This is a genomic window from Sphingobacterium sp. WOUb80 (genome assembly GCF_050058145.1).
Classification (GTDB): Bacteria; Bacteroidota; Bacteroidia; order Sphingobacteriales; family Sphingobacteriaceae; genus Sphingobacterium.
On record NZ_CP165617.1, the window covers coordinates 6,461,802 to 6,486,180 of the forward strand.

Below are 24,379 nucleotides of genomic sequence, written 5' to 3' on the forward strand. Positions count from 1 at the left end.
CTTTCCTAGAGACATCTCATAACATTTTGAAATTTTGACATCGCGATAAATTTGCATTTGGTCAAAGTCTACATGCACTATATCAAAAAAATTGGTGCTTGAGCAAGCCAAAAGCTTCCTTTGTTGAAAAAACATGAAGAAACAAGTATTATGTGCAGTTATACTCAGCGGATTGACGACGCTGGCTGCACATGCTCAAAATGCCGTATCGGGGCAGGTTGCCGTAGATTATGTTCCGCTTTCAAACTATATTCGACCTGAAGATAGTGTTAAGACGGGGTCAAAAAGTGATTTCAAGAGGATACAATTTAATCTGGAAGTTCCGCTATCCACTAAAATAGATTCTTTGGGTAATATCAAACGTTGGTCATGGAAAATAGGGGCAGCTTATGCAAGAATGGAAAATCGAGGGTACGAAGAACCTTTATTTCCGACTGAAATGTTAAATGCGGAAATGGGACTTCAATATCTGACCTCATTAAGGAAAAATTGGTCTTTATTAACTTTTGCCTCTGTAGGGATTTATTCAGATCTCGTTAAGGTCGATGGCAAGGATGTGCTGGGACAGGGGGGCGTGCTTTTTATCAAAAAATTTAGACCGAATTTAGCTTTTGGTTTTGGACCTGTATTGAGCAATAGTTTTGGCGTACCAATGATCTTGCCAGGTTTGTATTTTGACTGGAAAACAAATGGAAAAGTGAAGTTTAATGTGAATTTCCCGCAAGGTCTATCCGCATCCTACCATGTCAATGAATTGATGGATCTACGCGCTGTCCTTAATTTAGACGGAATGACGGCAGAGCGCGAAAAGAATGGAAAATCTACTTTAGGCGGTTTTATGTTATTGACAGCTGGGCTTCAGCCACAGTTCAATCTAGGTAAGAGCCTCAAGCTCCAGCTGACAGGAGGAAGTACATTGGCCAGATTGTATGTTGAAAACGATCGATCCTTAAAAAGTTTATTTAAGAATAAAACGCAAGAAGATCCCCGGTTTTCACCAACCTTTTATACTTCGATAGCAATTAAATGGAATATGCCTTAATTATCGGCTGAGGAGCTTCTTAAAAACAACATTTTGGAGAAGCTCCTCTCTTTTTGTACGCGAAATAGGCAGTTCTCGTTCCTGTATGTACACTCTCCCTCCAGTAATGATATCGATATGGTTTACATTGACTAGATAGGATTTGTGAATGCGAAAAAAATGGTTGTTGGGTAATGCCTCTTCCAAAGCCAGCATGGTTTGATGGATTGTAATTGTACGTTCTTTAAAATGAAGTTTTGTATAATTCTGCATACTTTCAGCGTATAGAATATCTGTCCAGGAGATTTTAACAAAAGAATCTCCTTGTCTTACAAATAACATGTGATCATTGGGATTGCTCTCCTGTAAAGGTTTGTTCCGCTGCAAAAAGAGCTGAAAAGCCTTGGTACTGGCCTGGTAGAAACGCTGGAAAACTATAGGTTTGAGTAGGTAATCAACAGCTTGCAGCCTGAATCCTTCCAAGGCATATTCTGAATAAGCTGTAATGAAGATACATAACGGTGGATTCTCAAGCGAGTCTAAAAAGTCTATGCCATTGAGATAGGGCATATTAATATCTAAAAAAATAAGGTCTATATCTCCCTGCTGTAATCTTGAGGTTGCAGCAAGCGCTGAAGGAAATGTTTCTACTAAATCCAAAAAATCGATCTGTTCGGTCATTTCAGCAATATGTTGACGCAACATAGGTTCATCGTCAACGATGATACATTTCATTTTCATTTCTTCCATTGTCAAAAGTTAGCTGTTAAGATCAATTGTCAGTTGGACAGCAAAACTGCTATCGAGTTTGTGGATTGTTAAAGAATAGTTATTTTCATATTGCAGTTCCAATCTCTTTTTTACGTTTTCTAGCCCTATACCGGAGTGCCCTGTTGAAGCTAAATGAGGATATTCCTGATAACTATTGCTGATGTTAAATTGGAGTTTTCCCTCTTCCTCAACACAAGATAGGAGGATACTTCCTTTTTGATTTGGAAGCCGGTTTACATGTTTGAATGCATTTTCGACAAAGCAGATGAGCATCAAGGGCGCAATATATAAATCCTTTGAAGATTGTGTCCAGGAGCAATTTACATCCAGCTCTTTTCCCCAACGCATTTTTTCTATGGCTATAAAATCTTGTAAATACTGCAGTTCACGTGTTAAAAGAACGAGCGGTTGATTACATTCATAGAGTTGGTATCTTAAAATATCTGAAAATTTAAGAAGCAAATAATCGGCCATTTCCACGTTCTTTTTCATCAGAATATGAATGTGGTTCAGAACATTAAACATAAAGTGAGGATTAACCTGATCCTGTAAAAATTTTACCTGACTCTCTAAAAAATTTTGCTGCAGCTGGCTGTGAACACGTTGTATATCGGCATGTTCCTGATAAAACCTAATCCCACAGGCTGTGCCATTAATAAGTAGAGAAGATGGAATTGCTTGATAGAAATGAGTGAGTATGAGATCTGTCCTTTGTTGAATAGATATACCCTCCTTAGAAAGGATGAAATAGTAATCTATACCGCCAATTAAAATTGCTAAAATGATTACAAAAACGATCGCTTTCAGGACAAAAGGTTTCATTTGTCGAGTCTTGATCGCCTGAGGCAGAACCCGGTCACTAAGCCATTGTGAAACAATAATGGAAGAAACCATTATCAAAGAAGTATGGAATAGAGCCTGTAGCGCATTGAATTCATCTTTTATTTGAATCCATACTGCAAATCCGAGTACAAGCCAAAATAAGGTAAGGAAAAGATGTTTAGTTAGATAGTTTTTTTTGAACATATAGCGATTTTATAAAAATACCTTTGGAGCCTGATCCCCAGATAGCTCCAAAGGTAAAACATATTCATTGTTTTAGAAGATAAAGTAACCCAATCCAATAGAAAATGCCTGTGGTTTGGATTTAAAAGATTTGTTGAGGTCAGAAAAACCGCGTTCATAGCGAACGTCGAGTGTAAATCGCTGAATGTCTACTCCAAGACCGCCTGTAAGTTGTAAGTTTGATTTGTCAAAATGTTTGATTCCCTGTTGTATTGCTTTTAGAGGCGGCAGGTTGTCATTTAGGGTGTAGCTGTAAATTGCACCGCCCAATATCCGGAAATTGAGCTCCTGATTTTGATATATTTTGTAACCTGCAACCACGGGAATATCGATTGCGTTCCATTTTAGTTTGCTCTCTGTTTGTCCTTGCGGTTTAAGCGCTGCTTTCCTTTTATTGAAAAGAGCCTCACCCTGGATATAAGCTCTTCCAAAATTAATTCTTGCCATACCACCTACGTGTAATCCTATGGCATATTTGTCATCCAAATCAGCTAATTCTGTATTGAGTTTGTTGAGACTACTTCCACCCTTAATACCCAGTTGAATGAAAGGTTGTTCCTGAGCAAACAGCTTTTTGCTAAACATCATAGCAAATAATACGATGCAGGATAAAATTGCGTTTTTATTCATTTTTTTATTGTTTTAATTTGTCCAAAAGAACGAAGGATCAATTCCTTGGCAAAAAGTGTTTGACGAACTGCATTTCTGTGGTGACGAAGATTAATATAAGAGAGATTAGTAAATAGAATCTTTCTATTTATTTGTCAAAATTTATGGTTTATGAGCATTTCTGTTAGCGATAGTAGGAAAATTATGATTATTTTTTTAACTTACAAGATAGATGCTGTCTAATCAATTGCGTGGTACAAATAATCGATTTTGCATGAAAAATCCGTTGAAGCCTACATCCCCTTTTCCTCATCTGGTATGGTTCTTTTGTCTGCTTGTGCTCATATCCTGTTCAAAAGAGGGACTGAATTCCCGAGGAGGTTTAATAGATCCTGATTCCAGAACTGTCACTTTGAAAACCGGAATTATTGGGAATATCATCCCGATCAAAGCTGATCTTTGGTATGTTTCTTATGTAAAAGATGCGGTTACTGGTGAAATGCTGAAAGATTCTACCGGAAAAAAACTCAAATTGGAACATACTGGTGCTGTAGAAGTTGAAGACGGTTGGTTACAGCTGGAAAAAACGGCTAATAATAAGCTCCGATTAACTTTGTTGGAGAATTTTAGTGACCAGCCGCGTAATTTTGTCATTGGCATATTGTCTGCGGATAAACAGGATGAAGTGAACTTTATCCAAACAAGAGCTGAGGGATATGAGTTGGTTAAAAAAGAAATTACAGAAGTGAAAGGAAGTCGAAAAATTTATGTTAGTGCCGAAGGTTGTGCTGCTATAACGCTGACAAACAGTTCAAACCAAGAGCGGAAAGCCGATATCACTGCTATCTTTAAAGACGTAAAATATAGCTCCGAATTTATAAGTGAAAACTATGGTGCTTTCGAATGGCTCAAAAGTGCAGATTCTTCACTATTTATGGATGAACTGTTGATAAATGGGGCTGTGCGCTGGCAGGGAAAGGTGCCTTATACCAAGGGCAAAACTTTTGAAAATTATATTAAATCGGGCGATAAACAAGAACTGCTACTCAAACCTTATGCGCGTATCGCCGTAAGGGGAGAGTTTAAATATCTAGAAAGAACTTGCAATTACATTTTTACCATTAAGAATAGAGGATCGGGTCATGAGTTTATCGTAAAGGGGATCTGGAAACAAAAGGTTCCGCTAACTCCACATACAATTATGGAATAACTCTTTACTGAAATTATCTGTTTCAGATTGCACCCGCGATAGACTTTTTTCTCGATGTATACTCTACCTTGTGGTTTACTAAAATTTTCTTAGCCAAAATGACTAAACGAAGCAAAATCATCATCTTTGTTTTCTGCCTTATAAAACTTGCGCTTCACAGCATTGCTGATTACCATTCGGGTTTCCAGGGGGATGAATTGCTGCATATTGAGACAGGAAAGCATTTGGCCTTTGGCTATATGGAATTTCCACCGATCATTGGACTACTGGCCTTTTTTCAAAATTTATTACACAGCCAATCTGTATTTGTTCATCATATTTTTCCGCATATCGCGATGTTACTGATCGTCGTGTATCTAGGTAAAACGGCGATCGAATTGGGTGGAGGTAGTATTGCTGTATTTATCACATTGCTGTGCTTATTAATCTCGCCGGGGTTCGGAGGCTCGCAACAGACGTTTCAGCCGGTTGTCTTTAGCCAGTTATTCTGGATACTTTCATTTTATCAGCTCGTACGATTTGTAAAATATGAGAACCCCAGATACCTATGGTATTTAGCTATTCTTGTTGCCTTGTTTTTCATGACCAAATATGACGCATTGTTTTTCTTGTTTGGGCTATCTTCATTGTTTTTGTTTAGAAGAACTAGAGCAGCATTGATTTCTGCAGACTATTGGCGCTGTTTGTTGGTCGGTTTTTTGATTTTGCTGCCAAATTTAATCTGGCAGTATTTACATCAGTTTCCAGCACTACAAATGTTTCATAGACTTTATGAAACCCAATTGGATGAATTAAACGTTAAACAAGTACTGCATAGCTTATTTTTGGATTTAAACCCCATTGTGTTTATGCTGATGCTGCCGGCTTTTGTGTTTATGTGGCGGGATAGAACAAGTAAAGATTTTTACCGACCAATCGCGAGTTCCATTTTATTGTCTATTGCTTTTCTCGCTTATGCGAAAGGGAAAGCTTATTATTTCTTTCCAATTGTGCTTACAATACTGCCTTTCTGTGGTGTCTTCTATGAACGGATCATCCAGCTAAAGAGGAAATGGCTGCTGTATCCGTTGAGTTTGGTTTTATTGCTTGGAACAATAATGATTCCCTTTGGCATACCTGTTTACTCTTATTCCTATTTTATGGATACGATTTACAAGTATTATCCTCAAACGATAAAAAATGGCAAAACGGTACTACCAATGCAGGAGTACAAAGCGAAAGAAAAGTGGGAAACAGTCATGCAGCAGTTAACAATGGTTTATGATAGTCTACCGGCACAAGAAAGAGAAAGATGTCTCATTTGGGGGAAACATTATTCTCAGGCAGGCGCTGTGGAGCTGATGAAAAATAATTATGGACTTCCGAATGCTTTTTCTTACCACGGAAGTTTTTACAGCTGGGCTCCTCGGGGAAAAATGCCTGAAACTATAATAGCCATTTGTTACAATGATACCAGCGATGAATTCTTTTATCCCTTTTTTAGAGAAGTGGTTCCAATACGAAAGCTATACAGTCCGTATGCCAGCAGTGAGGGCTGGGTTGAGCAGACAATCTATCTATGTAAGCATCCAAAACAGGATTTTGATCAAATGAAAGCGCTATTTAAGGCTCGAATATTTGAATAGTACTATCATTGGATTTTTATTATCTGCCAGGTAAAAGGAACCCCTTTGGTAGATCAGATGAACAGCTGCAAGTTAGAATTCTACAGAGCAGGGTATATTATAATGTTTTTTGTAGATTGTTGATATTTAGTGCTGTGTAATTGTTTTCAGGAGAAGGTAAAAGTAAATTTTTTCTGCATTAAAAAGCTATAGATCGTGACGATAAAAGTACATAGAATCTGGGATGGTGTGGGATACCAAAGAAATTGTTCGACAAACAGTTTCAACAGAAGGTAGTTGATCAAAATAGAGCCTATGTTGGAAATAAGGTACCTAAGTAACATTATATAGATTCCATGGGTTTTGCTTTCGTCAAACACAATATAACAGTTGATGCAAAATCCTGTGAAAAAGGTAATTACGAAGGATAATAAAAAAGAAAAAATGTGCGGACTGATGGTGATCAATTCGAAAACTGATACGTTCTCTTTTTTTATTATAAAATTAAATATAGCAAAATAAAGCAGCCAGCTCAAGCCAACATTCACACAGCCCCAAAAAGCATATTTAAATTTTTGAAAGTCAATAAAGCTTAAATATGGTTTAAAATATTGATAGATAGTTTCTAAACTATCATTAATTCTTGCGAAAAGCATCTTTCTCTTCTTTTGTCATACCGATCGATTTTAAAATTCAACAAATATATAAATCTCAATTCCGATGGGAAACAGAGAATAAAGAAATTATTCGAATTGAGAAAAAATTAGGATAACATGGAGAACTTTTCCTATACTTGCATTAAATTAGATTTATTCTAAATAACTGTGAAAAGCGGAAGTAATATAAGTATTGATTTTAAAACACCTAACGATTTTGAGGTTCTTTACAAGAGTACTTCGGAGCAACTATTCAATATTATTTTCAAACAGATAAGAGATCGGTCTATCACGGAGGGACTTGTACAGGATATTTACCTAAGATTATGGGAAAGAAGATTTGAAATCCAGCTCACGGTTCCCATCCAGCATTATTTGAATCGTGCGGCTAAACTCGCCGCATTAAATTACCTTAAAACAAACCATCGAAGAAATACATACCTTAATCAGCTGCGTCTTGACCAAGACGGAGGTGATAATATCACCGAAAAAACGATTTTTTTCAGGGATTTAAAGAAACGAATTCATGCAATAACAGATCAGCTTCCTCCAAAGTGCAGGACAGTATTTGTTATGAGCAGAGAAGAAGGTCTCAATACCCGTACAATTTCGCAGCGATTATCCATTGCTGAAAAGACTGTAGAGGCACATTTAACCAAAGCTTTGAAAGCCATAAGAAATAGTATAGAAAGAAAAGTATAAAAAAAATAAAATCTAACTAAGGGTATTATGCACTTTGACCAACTATACTCATAAAGGAGGCTAAAATTAGCTTTTGGCTTTCTCTATAAAAAGTAGGTATCATACAATTGCTATATTTTGGAAATTAACCCAGAAATTTTAAAACGATATAATGAGCATACCGCGAATGAAGCTGAATGTAAAGCTGTGGAGGATTGGCTCAATGATTATTCAGAGGATCTGAATGTTCTTTCTTCGAATGAATTGCACAGCATGAAACATTCCGTTTGGCGGCAGATCCAACAGAAGACAAATGGGGCAAATGTAGTCCAGTTTACCAAGCCTAGGAAAAAGAACTATGCGCTGCCGCTTACAGCGGCTTTAGCGATCTTTTTGTTGATTACTGTAGCTTACCAGCGCTGGACTGGATCTTATCCGAATGATTCAGATGCGATCATCATTACTTCCGCACAAGGCGATATTGAGATTTTGGAGGATCATTGCAAATTGCAATTTTCGGGATATCTACAAGTTTTCAATCGCTCTTCGAAGATTAAGTCCATTGAATGTACCAATGGAGAAAAATACACATTAGCGCCAGGGGAGACTTATTATCTCGAAACAATTGATGGTAAGCATTCAATTGTACCAGAAAGCCATCTTTCACCAGACGACAATTACTCACGTTTCATTCGCGGGGATGTGAAAATATATCCAGAAAAAGCCAAAAATAATGTATAATATATCCAGCTTAAGATTAACAACCTATGCTATTGTGCTCCTTTGGCTATTCGTTTTCCTTTTTGTGGCCTGTCGAAGTTCCTCAAATGGTCATGGAGATAAAGATCATGGACTGATTCTGATCGGAACGCGTGTGAAGACCCCTCAGGGACGTATGTTCTATTTGGGGGCCTATCAAGATATGCCTACACGGGTTGACCCCAAGGAAATGGTGTTATTGGGACGCGAAAATGCGATATATTCCTACGGAAAGCATCCCTATGTTTGGGACGGCAGCTCAGCTATTTTGAGAAAATATGCTGTAGATAACGCGATGAAGGTTAAGGTGGTTGATTCAATGCAATTCAAAAATATAGTCAAAGCTGAATCTTTTGGCTCCCTAGCTTTTATTTCCAATGAAGAAGCCTATGCATTCTTTCTTGCTGAAGGAAAGGTCATTCAGTTCAACCCCAGTACAATGCGTATGACAGCATCTCTAACGGTGCCCGCTCTACCAATGGGGAAAACGGCAGAAGTAAATACCAATACCTATTATTCTTTTGTAACCGATGATCATACGATATTGTTGCCTATAGGGATAAACCCCAATAACTTTGATAAATTTCCGACGGTGGCCCAGGTGGCAGTTTTCAATTCTCGTGAAAGGTCAATCCGCTATAGCAGTGATTCTCGCATGTCTTTGGGATATAACAATTTCGCTGTAGATATCTTGAATGGTGACCTCTATTATAGACCCTCGAAGTACATCGCGCGAGCACAGGATTATGCTCCTGTTTCCGATTCTCCGCCAACGGGAGGCCTGTTGAAGGTTAAAAAAGATGGAAACTTTGCTTCGGATTTCTTTGTCGACCTCCAGAAAGTATTGGACGCGCATCGCATCGTATCTGTCATCTATATCAAGGGGAAAGATGTATTGGTTCAGTATATTGAAAAAGGATGGCAGATACCGAAGGATCCGGGAGAATGGTTTGATTGTCCTACAAAACTGGCTGTGGTCGACCTCCACCAGATGACTTATAAAAATACCCCGCTTTTGGATCACTATGGTACGATCTATCCAGTGGGAGAGTTAGATGGTAAACAATATTTTGCAAATTTCGGTGCAAAAGATGGGACTTATCATTTTTTTGAACAGGACGATGACCAGGTTTTCAAAGCAACAACAGAAGCCCTTGGCGGAAGTGGTATCTATATAGCCCGTATCAGATAGTCGTAAAATAATTATCGAATGCTTAAGGTGCTGTTTTTTGACAGTACGGGGAATCTTATTGTCCTGTGTTTTCGTTTCGTGTAAATATTTATTGTTGTACATATATTATTAATGTTTTTTATTTTTTTGATATGAAGTCAATTTTATCAATTTTCTTATGTTGCCTATTATCCTTTGTTGCCATGGCGCAAAAACCGGATAGGGTTAAAGGAAAGATTATGATGTCTGAAAGCATTCCTGCAAAAGATGCGTTATTAAGGCTTTTAAATACCGCCTTTCAGACGAGGACCAATGCATCGGGAGAGTTTTATTTTAGCGATGTGCCTCCTGGACAGTACATTCTTCAAGCCTCTGTTAATGATGTAGAAATCATTCGGGAAAACATCCAAATTAACGAAGAGATGGCAAGCCTTCCTGTCATTTATGTTATCAAGAAAATGAATAATTTGGATGGGGTGACCGTATACGGGTATAAGAGAAACAAATTTCTGGATCAGGATACCAGTATGATTGCTAAGATGCCTTTGTCTTATATGGAAAATCCACAAGCCTATACCAGTATCAACCAGACGATTCTGAAGGAACAATTGACGACGGATCTTTCTGATGCTTTGCGCAACGTACCGGGTATGATCAAGATGCAAGGCAGTCCGGGGCGTGGTAGTGGTGACGGTAGTTTCTATTACAGTTTGCGGGGATTTCCAACTAAAGTTTCTATGGTGGACGGTGTGCCGGCTACGACCAATGGAGAAATTGATCCGGCTGATATCGAACGGATAGAGGTTATTAAAGGTCCTGCGGGAACTTTGTATGGAGGTGCTGTGACATCCTTTGGGGGATTAATCAATGTGACAACAAAGAAACCGCGCGATTATTTTGGCGGTGAAGTAGCCTATACATTTGGCAGTTTTAATTTAAATAGACTTACAGCCGACGTTTATGGTCCTGTGGATCGGAATAGAAAGACGCTTTTTCGATTGAATAGTGCCTATCAGTACCAGAATGGATTCAGAGACTCCGAATTCAGAAAATCATTTTTTGTTGCACCAACTTTTAGCTATCAGGTCAGTGACCGTCTTACATTTAATCTTGGTGCACAAATCTATAATTACGAAGGTACCAATACCCCGATTATCTTTTTGAGCAGAAATCGTCAGTTTTTTGCGAGAACACCTAAAGAATTAGGTTTTGACTGGACAAGGTCTTATTCCAATAATGACATGACACTGAAAGCTCCGGCAATTAATATTAAAGGTGAGATTAATTACCGCATATCTGACTCCTGGTCTTCACAAACTATTATTTCTAGAAATTTTCGAAAAACAGAAGGACTTTATCAATATCAGTTTATCAGAGGGAATTCCAGCGATGCATTGCTTGAACGAAATGTGCAATGGAATAATTCTGAGGCCGCTTCTACAAGCATACAGCATAACCTCAATGGCACATTTCAATTGGGAAGTATCAAAAATAAACTGCTTATTGGGATTGATTATCTAAATCAATCATTGCGCAACAACCATTCACCTATTGTGAAATACGATACTGTAAATGCCCAGAATCTGACAAGCGGCTATGGCTTTATTTCCAGAGAATTGGCAACGGCTAGTATTCAGAAATCAAAAGGCAGTATGATTCGAACTTATGCCTCCAATAATGTATATGGTGCATATATTTCAGATGTAGTCTACTTGACCGATCGCTGGACAACACTATTAAGTCTACGCGTAGACCATTTTGATTCAAGAGGACAATTAAATCTGAACACCAACGTACGTGACGGTGAATATAAACAAACCGCATTATCACCTAAATTCGGTATGGTTTACCAGTTAGTCAAAGAGCAGCTTTCGGCTTATGCCAATTACATGAATGGATTTAGCAATGTTGCTCCTGTAGACAACAAAGGCATCGTAGGTTATAGTAATGTTTTAAAACCTCAGATGGCCGGACAATGGGAAGCTGGGATAAAAGCCAATCTATGGAAAAATCGCTTCAACATGACAGCTTCTTATTATGATATAACCGTGAATAATATGAGCAGAGATATCGAGGTTACGCAGGATGGGCAATCTGCTCTTGTCACTATACAGGATGGTGAGCAGCGTAGTAAAGGTGTTGAATTCGAGTTGATCGCCAATCCTGTAAGAGGGCTTAATGTTATGGCCGGATATACGTACAATGATAGTAAATTCCAGAAAGCGGATGCTTCTGTTGAAGGACGAAGACCCGCATCGGCTGGACCGGGAAATGTCTTTAACTCATGGCTTAGTTATGTATTTCAAAATAGAGTGCTTCATGGATTGGGGATAGGAGTGGGAGTTTAACCGTGTCGGTGAGCAGATTACCGTGGATCAGGAAGCGACAGGTCGATTCACTTTCCCGGCATATACGCTCGTCAATACATCAGTTTTTCTAGAAAGAGACAAATATCGATTCGCTGTGCGGATGAATAATCTGACCAATAGCGAATATTTTGCAGGACAAGGGGTCATCGTGGCTCAGATGCCGCGCAATTTTGCCGTACAGCTCAGTCTGCGGTTTTAACGAAATATGTTTAAAGCCACATCGTTCGATGTGGCTTTTTTAGCAATACCCCTTCTTTTAGGAGACAGGCAGTAGACAGGTTGTGCCCATCTACATGTTTTAAGCTTATATGAACCGTAGATTATTCGTGCTTTATACGCTTTCATCCGAATGAGGTCCCTATTAGCTCCCTATTAAGTCCGTATTAAGTCCCTTTAAGTTAACTCCCTTATCATAGCTTAGGTACTGTTTTAACTGTAGACTTTTTTATAAATACTAACGTCTAATAATCGATTAAATTTGGCATAAAGAAATTGGCCGTCGTCCTCAGAAAATAAGCGGATGAAATAGTTGGTTGAAACACATCCGTTGAAGAATTGACTGTATAGGTATCAGATGTTACGGGTCAGGCTCGGAATAAATGAGGTCTAAAGCTAAGGGAAAGCCTTATTATGACAAAAGGACCTGAAATTAATCAGGCCCTTTTGAGGTTATTTAATTCATTGAAAATGTCTTATTTGACTTGTGTAATGGTTCCGTTGCTTACACTACCCCAGTTGGTAAGACTTCCATAGACAATTAATTTCGACTTATTGTTGGCAAATTCTACTTTTCCGCTACCATTGATCGTCAGGTTGCCATACACGACTACTTCACCGTCAATGATCATCTTACCATTGATAAACGAGGTTGCTTTAGACCCTACAGTTCCCTGAGAAAGTGAACCCATTATACTGAATACACCATTTCCATTAACAGTAAAGGTTCCACCGATAACACCCGAACCAACTAAGTTCATTGTTGTATTGATGTTGATATTCTGCTTCAAAGCAATGGAACCATACATGTTGAATACACCATTGTTTATGTTGACAGAATTTCCGTTGATATTAAGGGTTCCACACCAGTTAAAATTACGGTTGATATTGACATTTGAGGCAAATGTTTTTGTATCCGAGTAGCTCGCTTCACTGTTTACATTAAGATCTCCTTGTGTGCTGCCCGTGAAAGCTGGATAAGTACCATTACAGGTTGGAGTAGTGGGTTTCAGCTCGATAAGCTTTAAAATTTTTAGACCACCTTTTCCAGTTGCAACAAATACATAGTTATCCCTACTGATAACAAAATTGCTTGAACTGGCGTCAATGGCATTGAAGCTTGCGCTTCCAATATAGGAAAAGTTGTTTTGAGTATCGAATTGATAAGCTGCGATACCCGCACCACCATTGGCAACAAATACACGCTTGTCGTTTGTTGATACAGCATTGGTGACAATATCTTCTGGATCTATACTGCTATCATCTGGGCTTACGGGAATACTTACACGTTTATCCAATGCTCCTGTGTTAATATTATATATTCCCAATCCTTGTGCGCCCTCAGAAGCTAAAAGATAGTTGTTATAAAAATCGATTGTGCGCTTCGCCGAAGTTGGATTTTGGCTTACATTGATTGTTTTAACTGGATCAAGATTGTTGGACACAACTTTTATCCCCTGTGTTCCCGAAAGAACATAAACCTGATTTTGGTAGGTTCTAACGGATAACAGATCAGCAATATTTACCGATTTTTCAATTGCTCCAGAAGACTTGTTGATCTTAGAAACTGAACCTGAGTTGCCAGAAACAGCATAATGACTTTCGCTATTAACTGCTACATCGGTTGCCACATAACTAGGTAAACCTGTATAGCGATAAGCGTCCGTAGGAAGGCCGTTCTGAAGAGGTAAAACAATAAGCACCGCAGGAGATTTCATATTTGCCAATACACCTTCATCTGCTGCACCCGCCAACAATAAATTATTCCCGTCAACCGCCAAAGAACTAATATCGATATTCGGTAATTTAGCATTCACGATAAGGCGAGGATTATTGATGTCGGCAATGTCGATGACATCTACGCCTCCAAGATAACGATCCCCTTCGGTATTGTAGCTTACATAAGCGTAATTGCCGGAAACAGCTACATGGGTCGCCCGTAGTTTATTTCCTTCATAATCAGGAGGGGCAACCTGTGCGACAAGAGCAAGAGAAAAGTCTGGATTTTGAGTTGCGGTGACTGTTGCGTTATTGGCCGCCCGTTTACCCGTCGCCATCAGGTTAGCTAATGGTAATAAGCCCGCATTTTGGTGATCTAAACGTGCATTTAATTGACTTGAATTATTGTCGATGACCACAGACTGGTTTTTAGGATTGTCGATATCATCCTTATTCTTATTACAGCTGATAAAAGCAGTCAAAGTCAATGCTAGAAGTGGCAGGTAAAATTTCATTTTCATAATATTATATATCTGTCTCAAAAGTAAACCAAAAATCTTGTAGTTAAGTTTTTTAAAAATTAAATTTTATGAGATTGTAGTTATTTTTCTACTACACTAGATCGGTTATTGCGTTTCGTTGGAAATAAAATATTCTACAAATTGCTAGAACGGAATTTATTATAATAAAAAAATGGCCTGATGTACATCAGGCCATTTTGCATGGGGAGATTCATAGGATATCTATTGGGTGGTCGCTCGCTTTTAAATATTATAAACTGCAAAGCTTTTAATTAGTGGGGTGCCTGTTGATTCAATGATATTTAACCTAATTTTAGATGTTTTAATCTCTTTAAACTTATGTATCCTTTTATTCCCTACGGATTCACCTGCTGCTATTTCTATCCAATGATTGTTGATCCAGGCATCTATTCGGTATTTTCGAATACGTTCTCCTTTCTGTATCATTTCGGCAAAAATAACTTGATTAACTGCCTGAGTTTTCAGCTCTAGGGTAAATTCCTTTTCTGCTTTATTTTTAATAGATGCTATTGGGTGTGATGTAGCTTTAGACAATTCCTTGCCAAACTCCGCTAGTCGATCAACATCCTCTTTGGGTACCAAGCCGCTCGTATCGACTACTATACCAAGTAGCATGTTGGAATTTCTGCCTACACTAGTGTAGTAGGAGTCCACCAATTGTTCCACAGAAAGGAGTTTTTGTCCATTTTCCTTCCAAAACCACCCCCCTTGCCAGCCTGTGCGCATTGGGAAATCGGCTTCTCCAGGGCACCATATTGCACCATTGGGATCGCCATTCAAGCCGTCAATAACAATAGTCCCTGTAGCCGATGTTGTGAAATCTGAACGGCTCCAATTGGGATACGGGGCCCTGCCTTCTTCATTTCCTATCCATCTGATTAGATTTTTGGCATCACTTGGACCTTGGAAAACCACTGCATCAGGCTGTAATTTTTTTAACAGCGGAGCAATATCTGGCCCGCCATCTTTTATGGGTAATACTCCGCCATCAAACCAGATTTCAAAAAGCTTACCATAATTCGACCATAATTCGGATAGCTGCGTTTTCACAACTTCATTGTATTGCTGCTGGGTAAGAGGGCCTCCAGGTTGAACCTTGCCCGGATTGTTTACATGTAAATATCCATTGGCTGAAGCGCTGGCATAGATACCCGGTTTGATGCCATATTTTTGGCAAGACTGGATAAAGTCCTTTACAATATCGCCTTTTCCGTCTTTCCAGGGTGATTTGCTGATGTTGTAGTCGTGTGCTTTAGTTGGCCATAAGCTGAAGCCCGAACAATGCTTTGCAACGAGAACCGCATATTTTGCGCCAGCAGCTTTGGCTGACCGGATCCATTGATCTGTGTCTAATTTACTCGGATTAAAGACTGAAGCTGGAGGGTGCGATCCCCATTGCTGCCATTTGTAGTTAGGTACATAATTCACGACATCAAAGTGAAAAATCACACCGATCTCTGCTTCTGCCCATGCTACATGGGCCGGAGAAGGGACAACTTCCTTTTGTTGAGCTTCACAAAGGAAGCCCAACAGAAAAAAGTTGATCATTAATATATATGTATGCATTTTCATCATAATTATTGCCACCCAGTATTTTGTCCTAAGGCCGGATTTAAACTTATTTCCTCTAAAGGAATCGGGAATAAATACATTTTATCATTCCATGTTCTTTTTTCCAGCGCGGTATAGATCCGAATATAAAAATCGCTATTGACGACAATACCTTTGACTTGGTCCGTTGGATATTTAGCTCTTAAAGCAGGCGTAAGTTTCATACCCAATATTGTTTCTGGACGTTCGATTCTCTTTCCAGCCTTCCAGCGTAATAGATCGTCAAACCTAAATCCTTCGTCGGCGAGTTCGACCCTTCGCTCCCTTCTAATTTCGTCTATCAGGATCGGTACTTCCGGAAATGCTGAATTAGGATCTCTTTTTAGGGAAGCAATGACCATATCCGGCATGCCTACACGTTTCCTGAGCAGATTGATACTTTTGTCAATATCGGTTTGCTGAATATCCCCTAGTTCTGCTTTCGCTTCGGCATAGATCAATAGTGTTTCAGCATAACGGAAGATGAAGAAGTCTAATGTAGACTGATTGGCTTGCCACATATTAGGGTCTGAACTCCGTCCTTTGATCAATTGATATCCTGTATTGGCGGTATTTGTACCAATGCGAGGTAGATCGATGATATCCTTGGTACCGTTGCTATTCTCCAATAATACAAATCCTTTGGTTGCGATAGTCTGTTTAGCCCGTGGGTCACGATCAGTAAATTCATCCTCGGGACTGTTGTCGCCTTTATATTTTGTACTAAGCGCTGTAGGTAACCCATCCGAACAAAGGTAGTTCTGAACGAAATCCTTGCTGTATCCTGTTCCTGATTCGCCCAACGTTCTGCTGATACCGTTCATTAGGATACTTTGAAGGTAGCGTCTTCCGAGGATAGATTCGGTATTGTCAATGAGTTCCTGCTGGATAAAGAGGTTGTAGTAATCCGTTGATGGGTTGCCGGTGGAGTATAAGGAATATTTATTTGAGTCCATAATAAGTTCAGCAGCACTGAGTGCTTCGCGCAGATATTTTTCGCTTCCTTCAACACCAAAATATTTTCTTCGTGTTCCCTCCCATAAGCATATTCTGGCTTTTAAGGCGGCAGCAGCATATTTGTGTAAGCGTCCAGCGGCTACCTTATCGGCAGGAATATTTTCAAGAGCGAAATTTAGATCTGCTAAGATAGAGTCCATGACGATGTTACGCGGTGTCCTTGGAGCATATAGTTCTTCACTTGTTTCGGTCAAATCTTTGCTGTACCAAGCGACGTCACCATAACGCTTGGAAAGCCCCCAATAAAATAGTGCACGGAAAAAGCGAACTTCTCCCGCATATTGATTTTTAATGGCAGGACTTGCGTCGGCATTATTGTACCGCTGTAAGAAATAATTTACATTGCGGATGTTTGTCCAGTTATAAGCGTCATCCGTATTGGGGACTACATATTGTCCTGCCAAAAAGGTGTTGACACTGCTGGGGACTTTATCATCTGACTGATTGTCTTGGATAAAGTTTTGGGCAGGGAGGGAAGTATAAAATTGATTGGCATAGAGCATCAGGTCATTTTCGTTCTTAAAGAACGTTGGTTCAGTGATCGACGATAAAGGAAGTTTATCCAAATAGCTGTCATCTTTACAAGAAGCAAGCATTGCCAACGAACCAAGTATAAGCAGTGTTTTTAAAATTTTCATATTCTAAAAGCTAAATTTTATCAATTAAAATCCAAGTTGTAATCCAAATGCTACCGATTTACTTTGTGGAGCGTCTTGAAAATTGAGTACTTCGGGATCGAAGGCATCAAACAAGCTCGTAAATGTCAGTAGGTTTTGTCCTGAAACATAGACGCGTGCACGTCCGAGTTTGGCTTTCTCCGTCCATTTTTTAGGCAATGAATAACCAAGCGTAAGCTGTTTCACCCGAAGGTAGGCTGCATTTTGTAGGTATTTCGTCTGTTGCTGCGAGTTTCCTCCATTGCCAAATCGTAATCTTGGAAAATATGCATCTCTGTTTTCTGGTGTCCAATAATCTGTTGCATAGACAAACGGAACATTCCATTCGCTGGTGAATCCCCAAAAAGCACTATTACTGATCCAGGTATCTCGCTTGCCAATACCTTGTAAGAAAGCCGAAAAATCAAAGTTCTTATAATTTAAGCCCATGTTAAGTCCGAAGGAATAGCGAGGTGTAGAGTTACCGATGATTTTTCGATCTCCTGGATTACCTACTGTATTGTTGCCAAAGTCTATTTTACCATCATTATTCAGATCTACATAACGGATATCTCCGGGTCTCCAGGTTCCTCCCCAGACTTGGGTCTGTTTTGGTGCCGCATCGATTTCCTCTTGGCTTTGGAAATATCCCTGCGTTTCAAATCCCCAAATTTCACCATCCAATTTACCTTCGTACCAGTTGTTGAATGCTTTGGATGGATTCATTGGGTATTTGGTGAGTTTGGTATGATTGTCTGATAACGAAAGCATAAGATCATAAGTAAGATCATCGCCTATGCGGTCATTCCAGCCTACGCTAAGTTCCCATCCTTTGGTTACCAACGTACCTGCATTTTGGCTTGGTGGTGTTGTTCCCAATACTGCCGGCAAAGGAAAGCCTGTAACAAGCATATCCCTTGTACGTCTTTCATAGATATCAAAGCTACCAGTTAGGCGATTCTTCAGAAAGGCGAAGTCGAGTCCAATATTTGTCGTAGCTGATTTTTCCCAAGTAAAGTTTGTGCTGACAAGTCCGGGGGCACCTACACTTACACCGGTTTGATTGCCAAAAATATAGTCTATGCTATTGTTGACAGGTAATGTGGCAAGGTAGGGATAGAAATTGGTAGCCGAATACAAATCATCGCTATTAAATCCCTGATTAGGCAATTCACCATAGGATCCTCTCAATTTTAAATCATTGATAACATTCTTGATTCCCGCCATAAAATTTTCTTCGGAAATTCTCCAGCCAGCTGAAACAGAAGGGGTGAAAACATATCTTTTATCTGCAGAAAAGCGGGAAGAGCCGTCGTAACGACCATTGACTTCTAATAAGTACTTCTTATCGAAAATATAGTTCAGTCTGAATACTGTTCCAAAGATTGCCCACTCATTTTCGGCGCCTGTGATCTTTGGTCGCGAATCACTATTTAAGTTAATAGCCGGTTTGGTGGGGTCTACAAGGTTATTCGCAAATACGCCCAATCGTTTGTAGCGACTACTTTCTCGATTAATACCTGCCATTGCTTTAAAATAATGCTTTTCGGCAAAGGTGTTTTCGTAAGTTGCAAAAGCATTTAAGGCAAAATAATTGTGGTTATCAGTTGTTTCCGTTACAGATGAAGGGCTTGTCCAAGGAAATGTTCCAAGCAAAATTCCATTCACGCCATATTCTTTAAACGGAATCTGATGGCTTTGTAGGAAATTGTTGTAAGCATTCCAGGTATAATCAGCGACGACCGAAACATGTTCGATAGGTTTGATTTTTACGCCTCCAGTTAACCATAGGTCATTCGAGTATCGTTTTCTTTTTCCGTTGTTGGCTGCTACAGCAAAGGGATTGGTAAAGTTTCCCTGTCCTGAGAAGTTGCCGTCAGGATGTCGAATAGGCATGATAGGTCTTAAATCTCCGGAGATCCATCCGGAAGATGTTCCGCCTGTGACTACACCGGCTGTTTCTTTGTCGTCGATATGTGTGAGTGCAAAGTTTCCTGTTAAGGTTAGCCAATCTGTAATTTCGGAGTTGACTTTCATGGATGGATTTAGGCGTTGATACTTTTGACCAGCCTCTTTAAATAATCCTTTTTGCTGTAGATAACCGAGGGAGGTAATCACCGAGGTTGCACCGCGACCACCTTGTATCGAAAGATTGTGTCGTTGCATGGGTGCCCAACCCGGATATTGTTCCTTGATCCAGTCAGTATTGCCCACATAACGGTATTTATTAGGATTGGCCGGGTCTACATAAACAGGTAGGTTGTTAATTGGATCATTAAAATAGGCATTAGCAAGAATGGAATCTTGCTCTGTAAAGGGTTCTGATGCTGTGGTTCCACCATCTTGTCCGTTACGATTTGCTTCGCGATGCATTCTGATGTAATCGATCGAATTGATGTATTTGGCCATTTTGGTCGGTCTGGAGATGGTATACTCACCAGAGTAATTGATTTGAGGATTTTGACTTTTGGGATTCTTGGTCTGAATCAAGATAACACCATAAGCCGCTCTACCGCCATAAATAGCTGCCGCTGCTGCATCTTTTAGTACCGTCACATTCTCCACATCCGAAGGGTCAATAGAATTCGGATCACGCTGTACGCCGTCTACCAAGATCAGTGGACCCGCTGTGCCGCCATTAATTGATCCGGTGCCGCGTATATTGAATTGGGATCCCGTTCCTGGTTTACCATTTGCAGAAGTAATGTTTAAGTTAGGCACTAAACCTTGTAAGCCTTGCCCTAGATTTGCAATTGGGCGGTCTGCTAGTCGTTTGGCACTGACCGTTGAGACCGCCCCCGTTAGATTCTCTTTCTTTTGTGTACCAAATCCGACAACAACGACTTCTTGGAGGTTACTGTTTGCTGCTTTTAGGATAACATTGACTTCGCTTTTTCCTTGTGTGGGTATTTCTGCTGTTGCGTATCCAACAGAGCTGATGATTAATAAGCTATTCGCTTCTGGAACGCTAAGAGAAAATTCTCCCTTTGCATTGGTACTTGTACCAACCGCACTTCCTTTGATAAGCACATTGATACCTGGGAGGGCCTGTCCATTTTCATTTGTCACACGACCAGTTATTGTTCTTTTTTGAATCCTGTCATCGGTATTTTTAACAATAGCGGGTGTAGCAGTTTTGCGCTCAATGGCGATCGATCGGCCTTTTATCTGATAACCTAAAGACTCTCCATAAAGGAGCTCATCCAATAAAGTCGTTATTGTTTTATTATTTGCATTGATTGTAATTGGTTTTATATTTTTCAGGTCATTTTCATCGTAAATAAACGTGTAGCCAGACTGTCTGCTGATCTCAATCAGTATATTTTTCAGCTGTGCCTTATTCTGATTGAGGTTGATGCGCTGTGCACGAACGTTTCCCATAGCAACCATAATGGAAGCTAACAGTAGAACAAAGGTTAGTTTCATAGACAGATGTGTCTTGTAAGATTTCAGGTATCGGTAATAATGCCTTGGATTATCTTTTTTCATATTCTTTTAAGTTTAATAAACAATGCAGTTTGGCGGATAAATAGCTTTTGGTAGATGCAGCTATGTATGTCAATTTTGCATTGGCGGTTATAGGTTTTTATCCCAGGTCTTTGTGAGACAAACTCATTATAATTGGTTTTGAAGTCCTTCTTGAATTTCGAAGAATGAGCTATTTTTTGTCCAGTTATCGCATCGCTACAATCCTCCTTCCTTCTCTTGTGAATTTCACATTTGACTTTAATTCAATAGCTTGTAATACTTCTGATAATTTGGCATCTCTGGGGATAATCGCTGAGAACCTCCGATTGCCATAAGGCCCCATGTCGACTTCAACATCATACCAACGTTCGATTTTTAGCGCATATTGACTTAAAGTCTCTTCATGTAGCACATAAAGACCATCCTTCCAAGTGTAGCTATCTTCAATACCGTTGGTGGAAACTTCGATAGCGTCCTTTCCATTAACAATTGCCTGTTGGCCCGGACTTAAGAGGACTTGATGTCTTGTCTTTGTATCCGTCACACGTAGACTTCCATTGACTAATGTCGTATAGGTGTAGCCATTGTCGTTATAGGTGTTAACATTAAAACTTGTACCCAGAACTTCAATCCGCTGTTGTGCTGTATGGATGACGAATGGTTTCTGTGCATTTTTAGCGACCTCTAGGTAAACTTCGCCGGTCAGTTGAATCTGTCTTTCGTGACCGGTAAAAGTTGCTGGATAAGTGATGGACGATAATGCATTCAACCATGCTTTGGTTCCATCTGAAAGTATCACCTCAAATTGTCCCGCTGCTGGCGTCGAAAGTGTAATTGTTTTAACATGTTCTGTTTCAGTGATTGTAGTTCCGTTGTTATATCCTACCGAATTATCTTTTGAAACAATACCGCCATTTTTTCCATCTAGTGCAATTGCTGGTTGACCATCGATTGACAACAGCGCTTTGTTGCTACCGGGTGTGATATCGTCCACAAAAAGCTCATGTTTGTTTTGCTGATCATTATTCCGTTGTGAATATATAATTACTCCAATTGTAAAAAAGGCAAGGATAGCTGCTGCAAGAGCTATGATATAACCCTTAGCATAAGGTTGATTTGCAGTTATTTGTTTTAATCTCTTTTGCAGTTCCGCTAGATCAGCAATCATCTCATTGTCAGCTGGAACTTTGTTTTCACCAAGGTTGAGATACCATTCTTCAACCAGTGCTTTTTCTTGTGCGGTACATTTTCCTTCCAAGTATTTCTTTAGCAAAGAAGATCCATCTGAATGCCTGTTGTTCGTCATGATGCAATAATTTGGTTACTTCTATATGACGGACGAAAGAAGGGAAGAGGGGGGGTAAATTAAAAATTTTTGCAAAAAAATAGTAAACCTATCCATAGCAGGCTTCCTAATTTACTGCGAAGGAGGCGTAAAGCTTCTTTCATATAACTGCGGACGCTATGTTCTGATAGATTGAGCCTTTTAGCGATATCTTTATGACTGAGATAATGCTTTCTACTAAGTTCGAAAACCTCCCTCACACGTGGAGATAGTTTATCAAGTACGTGTTCTATTTGTTCCTGGAGTAATTTCTCCCGTAGGGAATGGTCAGTATCTCCGGTGTGATGTGCAGTGATTGGAGGTAAGGAAGCCAGATAGTTGGTTTTCGACTGTTCTTTGGCAATATAGTCGATTACACGATATCGTATGGCACTGTAAAGATAGGCGGATATTTCTCCTTGGATCGAGAGCGTATATCTGTTTTGCCAAATTGAAGTAAATAAGTCATGTACAATATCTTTAGCGGCTTCGCGATCTTGTAGTTTACGTGTTGCATGAAGGTATAATAGTGCAAAATAATTGTTATAGAGTTTCTGAAATGCTATGGCGTTTCCCTCCTGTAGCTCCTGCAGTAGTTCTATCTCCTCTATTTTTTGCGTTTTGTACATGATTAATGGACAATATTAGTAAACAATGCATAGTTGAGCAAATCTATTCTCTTTTTGTTTAAGCGCACACGATTGCGCAATATTTGTTATTTGTCCAGATCCGTGACTTATAGAACTATATGTTTCTTTAGACGTTCTTGTGCATAGGGCTGATACACATTGTAATCTTGCAAGTCCCAATCCTTAATATAGTCTTTCATATTTGGAAGTCCGCATCGTTTTCTCTTGCTTTAGTTGTATCTAAATTATATAACTTGGTGATCTTTGTGTATTCCTTTTGTCTAACTTGTGGGGATACTGCCACTTTATTACGTAGTCAATTAACATTTTCTTTTAGAGGACTTGGTAAAACTGAATTAGTATGCTAAACGACATCTTTCAGATACATATCGATAAAACATTGCAGAGCTTTTGATGGAGTTTTATCTTTTCTATAAACCAATAAAGTCGTCATAGTACCTAACTGTTTACTTAAAGGATAGGTACAGACCTTTCTTCGGGGGTAATACTTAGAGACAACTTCTTCCGGTAATAAGCTAATCCCGAGACCAGCTTCAACAAAATTTATGATTCCCTCAATAGAATTGAGTTCAATGCTTTTATAGTTGTGAATACCTTTATGGCTAAACCAGGATTCTAGACGTTCTCTAAAAATACATCCATTGTCAAAGACGATGCTTTTTAAAGGCTCCCTTGCTACAAGCTGATTTAAACTTGCTTCTTTGGAAGCTGTTAAAATTACTAGCTGTTCTTCCTTTATCTTTATTTTTTCCAACCCATTTGTGCTCAGTGGGGCCGAAACGAAAGCCGCATCAAGCTTGTAATTTAGGACATCAGCAATAAGAACATCTCTATTGTCAGATTTAAATTCGAGGTCTACGGCGGGATATTTTTCGCCAAAAGCCAGTAATATTTCTGGTGCTTTTAAGGCCATAGTAGTTTCCATGCATCCTATACTTAAATGTCCGTTGATAGTATCATTGCTTTTAATCTCATGTTTTGCTTCTTCGACCAAATGCTTAATCTGTTTTGCATAGCGCATCAATACAAATCCGGCTTCAGTGAGTTCTACTTTACGTGAAGTACGTGAAAAAAGTTTGGCATCAAACTCTTCTTCAAGACTTTTCACTCTTGCCGTGACATTGGATTGAACAGTAAACATCTTATCCGCAGCTTTTGTGAAACTACCGCTTTCCGCCACAGCTTCAAATATTTTTAAATCATTTGTGTTCATGTGTTAAAATCATTTTTTATGATTTATATAATCATTATTAATCGTTTTTAATAATCAAATATCACCTA

19 protein-coding genes are annotated in these 24,379 nt (G+C 39.3%); 8 read left to right on the plus strand and 11 right to left on the minus strand.

Features of this window, described 5'->3' with window-relative positions; translation table 11 throughout:
* Positions 1–133 precede the first annotated feature (133 nt).
* Positions 134–1,042 carry a DUF6268 family outer membrane beta-barrel protein gene (locus tag AB1Z56_RS26680; RefSeq protein ID WP_309366749.1) on the plus strand — a complete coding sequence of 303 codons (909 nt, stop codon included), beginning with the start codon at positions 134–136 and terminating at the stop codon, positions 1,040–1,042.
* Here AB1Z56_RS26680 and AB1Z56_RS26685 read toward each other — a convergent pair whose 3' ends face one another.
* The 3 genes from AB1Z56_RS26685 to AB1Z56_RS26695 all read right to left on the minus strand — a co-directional run bounded on the left by AB1Z56_RS26685 (position 1,043) and on the right by AB1Z56_RS26695 (position 3,487).
* Positions 1,043–1,771 (minus strand): LytR/AlgR family response regulator transcription factor, encoded by a 729-nt coding sequence (locus AB1Z56_RS26685; protein WP_309366751.1) that lies wholly within the window; start codon positions 1,769–1,771, stop codon positions 1,043–1,045.
* Positions 1,772–1,780: 9 nt separating this feature from the next.
* Positions 1,781–2,818, minus strand: coding sequence for a sensor histidine kinase (locus AB1Z56_RS26690; protein ID WP_426790589.1), 1,038 nt, complete (start codon positions 2,816–2,818; stop codon positions 1,781–1,783).
* A gap of 72 nt (positions 2,819–2,890) precedes the next feature.
* Positions 2,891–3,487: a porin family protein gene (locus AB1Z56_RS26695; RefSeq protein ID WP_309366755.1), complete on the minus strand. Its 597-nt coding sequence runs from the start codon at positions 3,485–3,487 to the stop codon at positions 2,891–2,893.
* A gap of 253 nt (positions 3,488–3,740) precedes the next feature.
* On the opposite strand from AB1Z56_RS26695, the gene AB1Z56_RS26700 reads away from it, so the two are divergent.
* Together AB1Z56_RS26700 and AB1Z56_RS26705 are read left to right on the plus strand one after the other, a co-directional pair.
* The gene (locus AB1Z56_RS26700; protein WP_309366757.1) at positions 3,741–4,676 is read left to right on the plus strand and encodes a hypothetical protein; all 936 of its coding nucleotides are present in this window, start codon (positions 3,741–3,743) and stop codon (positions 4,674–4,676) included.
* Between the two features lie 98 nt (positions 4,677–4,774).
* Positions 4,775–6,301: a glycosyltransferase family 39 protein gene (locus AB1Z56_RS26705; RefSeq protein WP_426790590.1), complete on the plus strand. Its 1,527-nt coding sequence runs from the start codon at positions 4,775–4,777 to the stop codon at positions 6,299–6,301.
* A 146-nt stretch (positions 6,302–6,447) separates the two neighbouring features.
* Here AB1Z56_RS26705 and AB1Z56_RS26710 read toward each other — a convergent pair whose 3' ends face one another.
* Positions 6,448–6,936, minus strand: coding sequence for a GtrA family protein (locus AB1Z56_RS26710; protein WP_369012343.1), 489 nt, complete (start codon positions 6,934–6,936; stop codon positions 6,448–6,450).
* A gap of 168 nt (positions 6,937–7,104) precedes the next feature.
* Here AB1Z56_RS26710 and AB1Z56_RS26715 point away from each other — a divergent pair, with 168 nt between their 5' ends.
* From AB1Z56_RS26715 to AB1Z56_RS26735, 5 genes are all read left to right on the plus strand, one after another.
* The gene (locus AB1Z56_RS26715) at positions 7,105–7,638 is read left to right on the plus strand and encodes a sigma-70 family RNA polymerase sigma factor (protein WP_426790591.1); all 534 of its coding nucleotides are present in this window, start codon (positions 7,105–7,107) and stop codon (positions 7,636–7,638) included.
* Between the two features lie 117 nt (positions 7,639–7,755).
* A complete protein-coding gene (locus tag AB1Z56_RS26720; protein ID WP_426790592.1) occupies positions 7,756–8,358 on the plus strand; it encodes a hypothetical protein in 603 nt (200 codons plus the stop codon).
* Positions 8,351–9,568, plus strand: a complete 1,218-nt coding sequence (locus AB1Z56_RS26725; RefSeq protein WP_426790593.1) for a hypothetical protein — start codon at positions 8,351–8,353, stop codon at positions 9,566–9,568. Before AB1Z56_RS26720 ends, AB1Z56_RS26725 begins: the two co-directional genes overlap by 8 nt.
* Positions 9,569–9,699: 131 nt before the next feature.
* Positions 9,700–11,895 (plus strand): TonB-dependent siderophore receptor, encoded by a 2,196-nt coding sequence (locus AB1Z56_RS26730; protein ID WP_426790594.1) that lies wholly within the window; start codon positions 9,700–9,702, stop codon positions 11,893–11,895.
* Positions 11,896–11,917: 22 nt separating this feature from the next.
* Complete coding sequence (locus AB1Z56_RS26735; protein ID WP_426790595.1) at positions 11,918–12,115, plus strand: hypothetical protein; 198 nt, start codon at positions 11,918–11,920, stop codon at positions 12,113–12,115.
* Positions 12,116–12,608: 493 nt separating this feature from the next.
* On the opposite strand, the gene AB1Z56_RS26740 is transcribed toward AB1Z56_RS26735, so the two are convergent.
* From AB1Z56_RS26740 to AB1Z56_RS26770, 7 genes are all read right to left on the minus strand, one after another.
* Entirely contained in the window at positions 12,609–14,372 is a 1,764-nt protein-coding gene (locus tag AB1Z56_RS26740; RefSeq protein ID WP_309366767.1) for a hypothetical protein, read from the minus strand.
* A gap of 243 nt (positions 14,373–14,615) precedes the next feature.
* On the minus strand, positions 14,616–15,959 hold the full coding sequence (locus tag AB1Z56_RS26745) for an alpha-L-fucosidase (RefSeq protein WP_426790596.1): 1,344 nt from the start codon (positions 15,957–15,959) through the stop codon (positions 14,616–14,618).
* Positions 15,960–15,970: 11 nt separating this feature from the next.
* Entirely contained in the window at positions 15,971–17,638 is a 1,668-nt protein-coding gene (locus AB1Z56_RS26750; protein ID WP_309366771.1) for a RagB/SusD family nutrient uptake outer membrane protein, read from the minus strand.
* A gap of 24 nt (positions 17,639–17,662) precedes the next feature.
* The gene (locus AB1Z56_RS26755) at positions 17,663–21,145 is read right to left on the minus strand and encodes a TonB-dependent receptor (protein WP_426790597.1); all 3,483 of its coding nucleotides are present in this window, start codon (positions 21,143–21,145) and stop codon (positions 17,663–17,665) included.
* Between the two features lie 184 nt (positions 21,146–21,329).
* Entirely contained in the window at positions 21,330–22,430 is a 1,101-nt protein-coding gene (locus AB1Z56_RS26760) for a FecR family protein (protein ID WP_426790598.1), read from the minus strand.
* 59 nt (positions 22,431–22,489) lie between these two features.
* Positions 22,490–23,077, minus strand: coding sequence for an RNA polymerase sigma factor (locus AB1Z56_RS26765; protein WP_426790599.1), 588 nt, complete (start codon positions 23,075–23,077; stop codon positions 22,490–22,492).
* Between the two features lie 364 nt (positions 23,078–23,441).
* Positions 23,442–24,311, minus strand: coding sequence for a LysR family transcriptional regulator (locus AB1Z56_RS26770; RefSeq protein ID WP_309366778.1), 870 nt, complete (start codon positions 24,309–24,311; stop codon positions 23,442–23,444).
* Positions 24,312–24,379: the final 68 nt, after the last annotated feature.